The organism is Nocardioides sp., from assembly GCF_050699375.1.
Lineage (GTDB): Bacteria > Actinomycetota > Actinomycetes > Propionibacteriales > Nocardioidaceae > Nocardioides.
The window spans coordinates 1-11,654 of record NZ_JBOHDN010000128.1 but is presented as its reverse complement, the minus strand read 5'-3'; the positions used below and the strand labels follow the sequence as shown (position 1 = coordinate 11,654).

The 11,654-nt window shown below is 68.9% G+C and carries 11 protein-coding genes; 8 read left to right on the top strand and 3 right to left on the bottom strand.

Annotated elements, in window-relative coordinates:
- Positions 1-173: 173 nt before the first annotated feature.
- On the bottom strand, positions 174-1,064 hold the full coding sequence (locus tag ACRDPS_RS09405) for a M15 family metallopeptidase (protein ID WP_431501365.1): 891 nt from the start codon (positions 1,062-1,064) through the stop codon (positions 174-176).
- Between the two features lie 61 nt (positions 1,065-1,125).
- On the opposite strand from ACRDPS_RS09405, the gene ACRDPS_RS09400 reads away from it, so the two are divergent.
- Positions 1,126-1,587: a MerR family transcriptional regulator gene (locus ACRDPS_RS09400; protein WP_431501364.1), complete on the top strand. Its 462-nt coding sequence runs from the start codon at positions 1,126-1,128 to the stop codon at positions 1,585-1,587.
- Here the strand turns inward: ACRDPS_RS09400 and ACRDPS_RS09395 are convergent.
- Complete coding sequence (locus tag ACRDPS_RS09395; RefSeq protein WP_431501363.1) at positions 1,544-1,837, bottom strand: hypothetical protein; 294 nt, start codon at positions 1,835-1,837, stop codon at positions 1,544-1,546. The genes ACRDPS_RS09400 and ACRDPS_RS09395 overlap by 44 nt on opposite strands.
- Before the next feature lie 187 nt (positions 1,838-2,024).
- Between ACRDPS_RS09395 and mfd the strand changes: the two genes are divergently transcribed.
- From mfd to ACRDPS_RS09370, 5 genes are all read left to right on the top strand, one after another.
- Complete coding sequence (gene mfd / locus ACRDPS_RS09390; RefSeq protein WP_431501366.1) at positions 2,025-5,537, top strand: transcription-repair coupling factor; 3,513 nt, start codon at positions 2,025-2,027, stop codon at positions 5,535-5,537.
- Positions 5,538-5,757: 220 nt separating this feature from the next.
- On the top strand, positions 5,758-7,140 hold the full coding sequence (locus ACRDPS_RS09385) for a hypothetical protein (protein ID WP_431501362.1): 1,383 nt from the start codon (positions 5,758-5,760) through the stop codon (positions 7,138-7,140).
- A 52-nt stretch (positions 7,141-7,192) separates the two neighbouring features.
- Complete coding sequence (locus tag ACRDPS_RS09380) at positions 7,193-7,849, top strand: helix-turn-helix domain-containing protein (protein ID WP_431501361.1); 657 nt, start codon at positions 7,193-7,195, stop codon at positions 7,847-7,849.
- Positions 7,850-7,957: 108 nt separating this feature from the next.
- Positions 7,958-8,539, top strand: coding sequence for an NUDIX hydrolase family protein (locus tag ACRDPS_RS09375; RefSeq protein ID WP_431501360.1), 582 nt, complete (start codon positions 7,958-7,960; stop codon positions 8,537-8,539).
- Positions 8,536-8,967 carry a MazG nucleotide pyrophosphohydrolase domain-containing protein gene (locus ACRDPS_RS09370; protein WP_431501359.1) on the top strand — a complete coding sequence of 144 codons (432 nt, stop codon included), beginning with the start codon at positions 8,536-8,538 and terminating at the stop codon, positions 8,965-8,967. Before ACRDPS_RS09375 ends, ACRDPS_RS09370 begins: the two co-directional genes overlap by 4 nt.
- 112 nt (positions 8,968-9,079) lie before the next feature.
- On the opposite strand, the gene ACRDPS_RS09365 is transcribed toward ACRDPS_RS09370, so the two are convergent.
- Positions 9,080-9,688, bottom strand: coding sequence for a malonic semialdehyde reductase (locus ACRDPS_RS09365; protein ID WP_431501358.1), 609 nt, complete (start codon positions 9,686-9,688; stop codon positions 9,080-9,082).
- A gap of 94 nt (positions 9,689-9,782) precedes the next feature.
- On the opposite strand from ACRDPS_RS09365, the gene ACRDPS_RS09360 reads away from it, so the two are divergent.
- Positions 9,783-10,136 carry a winged helix-turn-helix transcriptional regulator gene (locus ACRDPS_RS09360; protein WP_431501357.1) on the top strand — a complete coding sequence of 118 codons (354 nt, stop codon included), beginning with the start codon at positions 9,783-9,785 and terminating at the stop codon, positions 10,134-10,136.
- A gap of 140 nt (positions 10,137-10,276) precedes the next feature.
- Positions 10,277-11,554: a phosphopyruvate hydratase gene (gene eno, locus ACRDPS_RS09355; protein WP_431501356.1), complete on the top strand. Its 1,278-nt coding sequence runs from the start codon at positions 10,277-10,279 to the stop codon at positions 11,552-11,554.
- Positions 11,555-11,654: the final 100 nt, after the last annotated feature.

Here is an 11,654-nt window from a genome sequence, read left to right as displayed (position 1 = left end):
GGGGGTCGAGTCGGCGCGTCTGTCCCATGGCTCGTCGCAATAGGTCAACGCGTTGGGACAGTTGTGCCGACTCGACGTGATTTCTTGGGACAGTCGCGCCGACTCGACGCGATTTTCTGGGACAGTTGCGCCGACTCGGGCTGAAATGTTGGGGCAGTTGCGCCGGGTCGGCGTCAGGTGCCGTTCTCGGAGAAGTGTTGGTAGTCCTTCAGCGAGTTCCAGTCGCCGCCCCACTCCCAGCCGATGTCGGCGAAGGCCCGGACGACCACATCTCCTGAATGGATGATCCCGGGCGCTGTCCGGGACCGGTTCAGATACCAGCGGGCGAGCTCGGGGATGACGCGGTCGCCCTTGACGTACGGGTTCTGGAAGGTGTTGACGTCGATCGCCAGCCCGTAGGCGTGCTGGGAGAACGAGGTCTGGCCGACCGAGGGCCGGCATACGAAGCCGCCGGTGCCGTTGCCATCGCCGGTCGGCGGCGCGTCCAGGGCGGCCTTCGTGGTGATGTCCATCTGCTCGATCGGGAACTTCGCCTCGTAGAGGCGCCGGAAGACCCCGACGACATCCTCGGCAACGCGGGCGTTGATCAGCATCTCGCCGGTGTGGCGGGTGGCGTCGAAGCCCCAGAATGTCATCCGTACCCAGGCCAGCTCCTGTCGCGAGACCGGGCAACCCGGCACCCATGTCGAGCGCTCGATCACCTCGTCGGGCGCGATGTCGACCTCGGCCGCGAAGCCTTCGCCGGGCAGCATCGGCAACATGTCCGGCAACGTCCAGGCCCGGTTGCGCAGCTCCTTCGGCGTCGGTCCGGCGATCCCATATCCCTCGGCATCCTCCTTCAGCTCCCGCGTCCCCAGCCACGGCGGCGGCACCGATCCGGGCCCAGCGACGGGAGGGGAAGAAGAGGAAGGTACGTCGCTGGGCGACGGCTCCATCGAGGTCGACGGGGATGCGCTGACCGTCGGGCTCGGGGAAGCTTCCGGCTCTCCACCGCACCCGCTCAGCGCCAGCGCGAGGACGACCAGTCCGGCAACGGCCGACCCCGCGGCGTACGTCCTCTTCACCCTCCCAACGTAGCCGAACCCGCTTGACTTCGAGTGCACTCGAACCTGGAGAATGGTGTCCATGACGACGCAGGCGCCGAGCAATGGGCTCAGCATCGCCGAGGTGGCCGAGCGGACCGGACTGACCGCCCACACGCTGCGCTACTACGAGCGCGACGGGCTGATGCTCGGGGTCGGCCGCAACGGGTCAGGTCACCGTGCCTACACCGAGGGTGACCTCGGCTGGATCACGCTGATCACCAGGCTGCGCTCGACCGGGATGCCGATCCGGGAGATCCGGCGCTACGCGGAGATGGTCCGGGCCGGCGAGGGCAACGAGGAGACGCGGCTCGAGCTGCTGCGCGCCCACCGCGACCGGGTGCGCGCGCAGCTGGAGGAGACGGCCGCTCACCTCGACGCGATCGAGTTCAAGGTCGCCTACTACGCGGCCGCTGTCGGCGAGACCGACCCCGACGCAGAGTTCAGAGACGGCGCGACCACTAGCGCCCCGCAGCGTCGAGGCGACGCCGCTGCTCCTCATTGAGCTCCTCGCCGCTCCCGCGGTCGCGGCGCCACTGACCGAGCACGGTCTCGCTCTCGCCGCCCTGGGTGCCGTTGGCCCAGCAGGCGTAGTTGTTGGAGGTGCCGACGAAGGTGCCGTCGGCCTCGAGGAAGCGGTCGGGGATCGCGTACGACGTCTCGACGTCCGTGTCCGTCCCGAACCGCATCACGCCAAGCGCGAGCTTGCTGACGCGTCGTGAGCCGGCGCCTGATCCGATGGCCGTGTATCTCATGGCACCGACGCTCCGACCTCGTTCGTGCTCAAAGTCAGACGGCTTACGGATGTCTTCTAGACTGGCGCCGCACCCCCTGCTCTTCCCGGCCGGGGGCTCTCGTGCATGCCGCATCCCTTTGGAGTCACCCGTGATCCTCGCCCCGCTCGCCGATCTCGTCCTGCGCGACGCTGCCCTGAGCGAGGTGATGGCGGAGGCCAAGGGCGGCCGGATGCTGGCGCTCGACGTCACCGGGCCGGAGGCTCTGCGCCCGTTCGTGGTCACCGGTCTCGTACGCCAGGAGCGCACCGTGCTCGCGGTCACCGCGACCTCTCGCGAGGCGGAGGACCTGGTCAACGACCTGACCGACCTGCTCCCGAAGGACTCGGTCGCCTTCTTCCCGAGCTGGGAGACCCTGCCCCACGAGCGCCTCTCCCCGCGCAGCGACACGGTCGGGCGCCGCCTCGCCGTGCTCCGCCGGCTCCGCCACCCCGAGGCCGATGGCGCCCACGGTCCGCTGAAGGTCGTCGTCGCGCCGGTCCGGAGCGTCCTCCAGCCGCAGGTCGAGGGTCTCGGCGATCTCGAGCCGGTCGAGCTGATCACCGGGCAGGAGGCAGTGCTGGACGACGTCGTCCAGAAGCTGGCCGACGCTGCGTACGCCCGCGTCGACCTGGTCGAGAAGCGCGGCGAGTTCGCCGTCCGCGGTGGCATCGTGGACGTATTCCCGCCGACCGAGGAACACCCCGTACGCGTGGAGTTCTGGGGCGACGAGGTCGACTCGATCCGCCACTTCGCGGTCGCCGACCAGCGCGCCATCGCCGAGGAGCACGGCGGAGCCACCGAACGCCTCTGGGCGCCGCCGTGCCGCGAGCTCCTGCTCACCCCCGAGGTCAGGGCGCGGGCCAAGGCGCTCGGCGAGGCCCACCCGACCCTGGTCGAGCTCACCGACAAGATCGCCGCCGGCATCGCGGTCGAGGGCATGGAGTCGCTCGCTCCGGCGCTCGTCGACGACATGGAGCTGCTCCTGGACCTGATGCCCGCCGACAGCCACATCCTGCTGCTCGACCCCGAACGGATCCGCAGCCGCGCCCACGACCTCGTCGCCACCGCCGATGAGTTCCTCGGCGCCTCCTGGGCCGCCGCGGCCAGCGGGGGAGTGGCCCCGATCGACCTCTCCGCGGCCTCCTACAAGGACCTGGCCGACGTACGCGCCCACGCCATCGCCCAGGGCAAGCCCTGGTGGTCGGTCAGCCCGTTCGGCCTCGACGACCAGGCGGCCGAGACCGACCCGGACGTCGTCGGCGTGCCCGCTCGCAAGATCGATTGGCAGCCCGCGAAGGCCTACCGCGGAGACACCGCCGCGGCGCTGACCGACATCGAGCGCTGGCGCGATGACAGCTACCGCGTGGTCGTCGTCCAGCCCGCGCACGGCACGGCCCAGCGTACGGTCGAGGCCCTTGGGGAGCGGGAGATTCCGGCCGCCCTGGCAGAGGGTGACGAAGGGGCCGCCAAGCCCGTCCACAAGACCGTGACCGTCATCCACGCCCGCCTCAACCACGGCTTCCTCGACGAGGCCAACCAGCTGGTCGTACTCACCGGCGAGGACATCTCCGGCCAGAAGTCGTCGACGCGCGACATGGTCAAGATGCCGGCCAGGCGCAAGAAGCAGATCGACCCGCTCGAGCTCAAGCCCGGCGACTACGTCGTCCACGAGCAGCACGGCGTGGGCAAGTTCATCGAGATGAAGCAGCGCGAGGTGCAGGGCGCCACGCGCGAGTATCTGGTCCTGGAGTATGGAGCGAGCAAGCGCGGCGCCCCGCCCGACCGCCTCTACGTCCCCGCCGACGCACTCGACCAGGTCACCAGGTACGTCGGCGGCGAGCAGCCGAGCCTCGACCGGCTCGGCGGCGCCGACTGGCAGAAGCGCAAGGCACGAGCCCGCAAGGCGGTAAGGGAGATCGCCGCCGAGCTGATCAAGCTCTACGCCGCCCGGCAGGCGACCAAGGGGTTCCAGTACGGCCCCGACAACCCCTGGCAGCGCGAGCTCGAGGACGCCTTCCCGTTCCAGGAGACCGCCGACCAGCTCGCGGTCATCGACGAGGTCAAGGCCGACATGATGCGGCCGGTGCCGATGGACCGGCTGGTCTGCGGCGACGTCGGCTACGGCAAGACCGAGATCGCGGTGCGAGCGGCGTTCAAGGCGGTCCAGGACGGCAAGCAGGTCGCCGTGCTGGTGCCCACGACGCTGCTGGTCTCCCAGCACATGAGCACCTTCATGGAGCGCATGTCCGGCTTCCCGGTCAACCTGCGCGGACTGTCCAGGTTCCAGACCGACAAGGAGGCCGCCGAGGTCATGGCGGGCCTCACCGACGGCACCGTGGACATCGTCGTCGGCACCCACCGGCTGTTCAACAAGGACATCCGCTTCAAGGAGCTCGGCCTCATCATCATCGACGAGGAGCAGCGCTTCGGCGTCGAGCACAAGGAGGCGATGAAGCGCCTGCGCACCTCGGTGGACTTCCTGTCGATGTCGGCCACGCCGATCCCCCGGACCCTGGAGATGTCGATCACCGGCATCCGCGAGATGTCCACGATCACCACACCGCCCGAGGAACGACACCCGGTCCTGACGTACGTCGGGGCCTATGAGGACCGCCAGATCGTCGCGTCGGTGCGGCGTGAGCTGCTCCGCGAGGGCCAGGTCTTCTACATCCACAACCGGGTCAACTCGATCGAGAAGGCAGCCGCGCGGATCCGCGAGCTGGTGCCCGAGGCGCGTGTCGCGGTCGCGCACGGCCAGATGAACGAGAAGCAGCTCGAGCAGGTGATGGTCGACTTCTGGGAGAAGGAGTTCGACGTGCTGGTGTGCACCACGTTGGTCGAGTCCGGCCTGGACGTCTCCAACGCCAACACGATGATCATCGAGCGCGCCGACACCCTCGGCCTCTCCCAGCTCCACCAGCTCCGCGGCCGCGTCGGCCGCAGCCGCGAACGGGCGTACGCCTACTTCCTCTACCCCGGCGAGAAGCCGCTGACCGAGACCGCTCACGAGCGCCTCGCGACCCTGGCGCAGCACTCCGACCTCGGCGGCGGCATGGCCATCGCGATGAAGGACCTCGAGATCCGTGGCGCCGGTAACCTGCTCGGTGGCGAGCAGTCCGGCCACATCGCCGACGTCGGCTTCGACCTCTACGTCCGCCTGGTCGGCGAGGCGGTCGCCGAGTTCAAGGCGGGACCCGACGGCGCGGCCGACGAGCTCAACGAGGTGCGCATCGAGCTCCCCGTCGACGCCCACCTGCCTCACGACTACATCCCGAGCGAGCGGCTGCGGCTGGAGATCTACAAGCGCCTGGCCGAGGTACGCACGGACGAGGACGTGGAGTCGGTCGCGGCCGAGCTCCTCGACCGCTACGGCAAGCCGCCGGCGGAGACATCGTCGCTCCTGCAGGTCGCGCGTTTCCGCGCCCGTGCCCGTCAGGCCGGCGTCTCCGAGGTCACCCTGGCCGGCAAGAACGTACGCTTCCACCCGGTCTCGCTGCCCGACTCCCGTGTCGTACGGCTGAACCGGATGTACCCGAAGTCCCTGGTCAAGCCGCAGCTGGACACCATCATGGTCCCGCGCCCGGTCTCCTCCGGCTTCCCCGCCAAGCCCCTCGACGGCCCGGATCTGCTCGACTGGGCCAGGGTCGTCATCGACGCGATCATCGACCCGCTGACGTGATGCGGCGCCGGGGCCGGGCAGTTCCCCACTCACCCGGATCCTTCCCCACCCAAAGGTAGGTTCCCCGAGCTCCGGTGCGTGGGCAACCTACCTTTGGGTGGGAGATTGGGTGGGGAGATCTCCCGGCCGACGCTGCGCAGACGTTGTATGACGCTGGCTGTGAGTCGCCTCGCGACCTGAGCCCGGCCTCGATGTCGGTGCCTAGATCTACGGTGGGCACATGACGGAGAAGCAGGAGCTTTCGAGGGAGCCGTCGTGGCAGGTCCTGGCGGTCTTTCACAACGAGGACGACAGCCGAGACTTCGCCTATACGGTCGGGTTGGCTGAACGCGGGCTGCCTGAGGTGCACATGTGGGCGCGGCCGAGTGCGGGCGAAGACCCCGGCCATGACTGGCGGTTCAGCTCCCACGATGCGGCTGTCATCCTCAATGAGCTTGCCTGGCGGCTGATCGATGGTCGTATCGCCCCGGGCGACACGTACAGCCAGCGGTTCGACGCCGGGATGGTGCAGGTGACGTTCGAGCTCGGCGTCCCTGTGGAGGCAGCCAGCCTCGACGCCTACCAGGCGGAGCCATCGAGCGTCATCCCCTTGCGCTGGTCGCTCCATCGTGTGCCCGAGGGGGCGCTCGTAGCGATGGATGGTGACGCGATCGATGTTGCTGGGGCTGAGTATGCCGGGCTCAGCGCTGGCCTCCGGCGCTCGGAGGGCGCACCCGGCGGGATATGGGCACTGCCTTCCGCTCCATCCTGGGACCCGCACCAGCGATGGGGACCGCGTACGCCGCTGGTAGCCGCCCACGCCGGCGTGATCTGCGCCTTCTCGCCAGAGGACATGATCGGGCTGGTGAACATCGCCTTTCCTTTGGAAGCGGCGAGAGCCGCCGGCCATCCGCAGGTGGTGGCACGCGCAGCGGCACGAAGCGTCGGGAGAAGTGCCGCGCTCGACCGCCTTGCCCAGGACGCGTCGACGCTCGTCGACGGAATCGGTCTCACGTGGAGCCGCACGGCTTGGCCGGCTGCGCGCGACTGGTTGGACAGCGACAACAGCGACGACCCCTTCCCGGAGGAGGACCTTCGGCGGATGGTCAAGACGATCGTGACCAGTCATCTGTTGACGGTTGCGGTCGCGGACCAGCTCACCACGGACCAAGGTCTGACCGGGACGGGTCCGGTCGCGTTCGCCGCGACGATCGACGGCCTGCCGCCCGATGGACGATGGCACGCTGCGCCGCACATCGTCGACGTAGTGGTCGGATTGCTGGCCGACGTCGACGAGGCTGTTGACGCAGCGCGTGCTTGGCGACTGGTGGACAACGAGCTCGTGATGGGAGCCCGTGGGGATCTCCAGGTCGCCGCCATCCATGGTCCATCGATGTTTCCCGACCTGTCGGTCGCGCTTCCGGCGCCATTGCTGGATGACGTACGTCAGGCGACGCTCACTCACCGTGTGACAGGGGCGGTCGTGCAATCCTGGCTCAGTGTCCTCACGACAGTCCTGACCCACCGAGCGCACCTTCGGGGCGAGACTGTTGATGCGATCATCCAAATTGGGTCGGGCATGCCGGGCCTCGCGGCGACCCTAAACGCGCCCGTCGCCGCGTGAACTACGGGCCGAGGGGTTTCATATCCACAAAATGGAGGTTATTATCCATTTTGTGAGAAGCCAGGCTCCGGTGCTCGCGCCTCTGTTCCGCTCGGAGGCGCAGGCGGTGCTGCTCTCGGAGCTGTTGCTCCCGGCCGAGGAGATGAGCATGACCGACCTCGCCGAGCGGGCCGGGCTGCCCTACCCGACGGTCCATCGCGAGGTCGCGCGGCTTCTCGAGGCAGGTCTGCTCGTCGACCGCCGGGTCGGAAGGACCCGGCTGATCAGGGGCAACGAGCAGAGCCCGCTGCTGGCGCCGACGCGGGAGATCCTGCTGACGGTCACCGGACCGGCGGTGCTCCTCCGCGAGGCCCTCGAGGACCTCGACGGGATCGAGACGGCGTTCATCTTCGGCTCGTTCGCCGCCAGGGCGAAGGGCGAGCCGGGGCCGCCGCCGAACGACATCGACCTGATGGTGATCGGCAGCACCGACGTACCTGCGGTCTATCGGGTCTGCCGCGAGGTCTCCGACAGCGTCGGCCGCATCGTCAACCCGACGATCATGAGCCTCGAGGAGGCGCGGGAGCAGACCGGCTTCCTCGAAGAGGTTCGCGCCAACCCGATGATCGAGATCTACCTCGGCAAGCCGGTGACCGTCGCCGCCGCCGACGCTGCCGCGGAGGCGGCACAGACGCTGTACGACGCGGCCGTGGCCCGCCTCTTGACCTGAGCCCGGACGCGATGTCGGTGCTCGGGTCTACGGTGGGCCGCGTCGCCGAGAGTCCAGATCCGGCGCTGTTGCCCCGACACGTACGGATCCGTCTGGCAGGATCGACGCATGACGATGGAGGCTTTCGGCGAGCAGTCCTTCCCTGAGGAGCCCTTCGGCAGCGACTGGGACACCGAGCCGGGATGGCTCTCTGAGGAGGAGCTGGGCGAGACCCGCGGTCGGGTGCCCATCCTCTACGTGGAGGCGGTTCCGGTGCGTGTCGATCCCGACGGCGGGGTCACCGAGGTCGGCCTGCTGCTGCGCGGCTCGCCGACCACCGGCACGATCACGCGGTCGCTGGTCTCGGGCAGGGTGCTGCACGGCGAGCGGATCCGCGACGCGCTGATGCGCAACCTGGAGAAGGACCTCGGCCCCGTGGCCTTCCCGACCCTGCCGCTGACCACGGTGCCGGTGACCGTCGCCGAATACTTCCCGTGGCCCGGCGAGCGCTACCAGGACCCACGTCAGCACGCGGTCTCGCTGGTCTACGTCATCCCGGTGACGGGCGAGTGCGAGCCGCGTCAGGACGCCCTGGAGCTGTCCTGGATGACGCCCACCGAGGCCGCCTCCGATGCCGTCGTCGGTGACATGGAGGGCGGCCGCGGGGCTCTGCTGCGGCAGTGCCTGAGCGCGTTCGGGGCGCTGGATTGAGCGCTGAGGACGGCGCTGAGAGCAGGCCGTACGCCTCGGGGGAGGGCCTCGTCGAGTTCCTCGACCTGATGCGGGTGATGCGTGAGCGATGCGTCTGGAAGTCCTCGCAGACCCACCAGTCCCTGGCGAGATACCTCCGCGAGGAGTCCGACGAGGTCCTCGAGGCGATCGACGAGGGCGACCCCGCGCATCTGGAGGAGGAGCTCGGCGACCTGCTGCTCCAGGTCTACTTCCACGCCGCCATCGCCGAGGAGGCCGGCGAGTTCACCATGGACGACGTCATCGCCGGCCTCACCGCGAAGATGAAGCGCCGCAACCCCCACGTCTTCGGCCCCGAGGCGGCCTCCGGCCGCCGCTACACCCTCGAAGAGGTCGAGGAGCTCTGGTCGGCCGCCAAGGCGGCCGAGCGAGCCCGCCCCGCCGAGTAGTCACCTCTGCAGGCCGAGGCGTCACAAATGCAGGCCGAGGCGTCACAAATGCAGGCCGAGGCGGCATCTCGGTGCCGTCTCGGCCTGCAGGAGTGACCTCTCGGCTAGAGGATCAGGCCCACTTGACGGCGGTCTCGGCCTCGACCCGCGGGAGGCGGTCGAACCACGGGTTCTCGCCCGGGTGGCCGATGTTGACGATCATCTTGGTGGTCCAGTCGCCCTCGGGGAAGAACTCCTTGTCGACGCCCACGGTGTCGTAGCCCGCGATCGGGCCGGCAGCGAGACCCGCGGCCCGGACGGCGAGGATGAAGGCGCCGGCCTGCAGGCCGGCGGACCAGCCGCCTGCCCCGTGCCGGGCGGTCTCGTCGGCCTCGAAGTAGTCCTTCATCTCCGGGCGGATCGGGAAGACGTTCGGGATCTCGGCGTGCCAGTTGTTGTCGTAGGCGACGATCGCGGTCGCCGGGGCGACCTTGGTCTTGTCGAAGTTGCCCTCCGCGATGTGCGGGAGCAGGCGCTCCTTGCCCTCTGATGAGCGGACATAGACGACACGCAGCGGCTGGGTGTTCGCCATCGTCGGGGTCCAACGGGTGAGCTCCCAGATATCGGCGAGCTCCTCGTCGGTCACGGGGGTGTCGGCGAAGGTGTTCGACGTACGGGCGCCGGTGAAGACGATTGCGCGGCCCTGCTCGTCGAGCCTCTCGAGAGAAATCGTGTTGGTCATGACGCTCGTAACTCCTGGGTTGCTACGGATATTCCGGTTACTTCGAAAATAGGAGTAGCGACTGAAATCAGGAGTCCCGGGTATGGTTGGTCACATGACCGCGACCGAGCAGACTCACGATCCTGCTCTCTGCAGCGCCGCGCTCGTTCGTGCCTTCGACTTCCTCGGCAAGCGGTGGAACGGCGTGATCCTGGGCAGCCTCATCTCCGGCCCGCGCGGCTTCGCCGAGCTCAGGCGCGCGGTCGTCGGGATCAGCGACTCGATGCTCTCCGAGCGGCTCACCGAGCTCGCCGGCCTCGGTCTGATCGCCCGCGAGGTCGACCCCGGCCCACCGGTGGCTGTCCGCTATGCGCTGACCGGCTCCGGCACGGCGCTCGCGCCGGCCCTCGGCGCGCTCACCGAGTGGGCCGGTAGGCACCTGCCCGCCGAGCGCTGCTCCGAGGACTGACACCTCGACATGAACACCAGGTGGGAAGGCACTGGAGCCTGCCTACCGACGGGTTAACGTTCCAATCGCCAGGTCCCCGCGGCCGAGTAATAGGCTGGCGGGCATCACCCTCCCCCCGTCCCTGACCCAGGAGTACTTCAGTGGCAGCGATCGACGCCGTAGGCGCCCGCGAGATCCTCGATTCGCGAGGCAACCCGACTGTGGAAGTTGAGGTCGTCCTCGATGACGGCACGTACGCCCGGGCCCAGGTGCCCAGTGGCGCCTCGACCGGAGCCTTCGAGGCCGTCGAGCTACGTGATGGTGGTGAGCGCTACGGCGGCAAGGGCGTGAAGACCGCCGTCGAGGCCGTCATCGAGTCGATCGGACCGGTGATCGAGGGCATCGACGCCGACGACCAGCGGCTCGTCGACCAGGCGATGATCGAGGCCGACACGACGCCCAACAAGGCCCAGTTCGGCGCCAACGCGATCCTCGGCGTCTCGCTCGCCGTGGCCAAGGCCGCCGCCTCCGCCGCCGAGCTGCCGCTCTACCGCTACCTCGGTGGCCCCAACGCCCACCTGCTCCCGGTGCCGATGCTCAACATCCTCAACGGTGGTTCGCACGCGGACTCCAACGTGGACATCCAGGAGTTCATGATCGCGCCGATCGGTGCGCCGACCTTCGCCGAGGCCCTGCGCAGCGGCGCCGAGGTCTACCACGCGCTGAAGTCCGTGCTGAAGGCGAAGGGCCTGTCCACCGGGCTCGGCGACGAGGGCGGCTTCGCGCCCAACCTCGACTCCAACCGGGCCGCGCTCGACCTGATCGTCGAGGCCATCGGCAAGGCCGGCTACGAGGCCGGCAAGGACATCGCGCTGGCGCTCGACGTGGCTGCCTCGGAGTTCCACGAGGATGGTTCGTACCTCTTCGAGGGTGCCAAGAAGTCCTCGGCCGAGCTGACGGCCTACTACGAGGAGCTCGTCGGCGCCTACCCGATCGTCTCCATCGAGGACCCCCTCGACGAAGAGGACTGGGACGGCTGGAAGGCGATCACCGACGCCATCGGCACCAAGACCCAGCTCGTCGGCGACGACCTGTTCGTCACCAACGTCGAGCGTCTCTCGCGCGGCATCCAGGGCGGCCAGGGCAACTCGCTGCTGGTCAAGGTCAACCAGATCGGCACCCTGACCGAGACCCTCGACGCCGTCGACCTCGCCCACCGCAGCGGCTTCACCACGATGATGTCGCACCGCTCCGGCGAGACCGAGGACACCACCATCGCCGACCTCGCTGTCGCCGTCGGCTCCGGCCAGATCAAGAGCGGCGCCCCGGCCCGCTCCGAGCGCGTCGCCAAGTACAACCAGCTTCTCCGCATCGAGGACGAGCTCGGCGAGGCCGCCCGCTACGCCGGCTCCTCCGCCTTCCCGCGCTACACCAAGTAAGCCGACCCGGCGCGTCTGCCCCAGAAATCCGGGCCGAGCCGGCGCGTCTGTCCCAGAAAATCTGGTCGAGTCGGCGCAAATGTCCCACCGCCTTGGGACA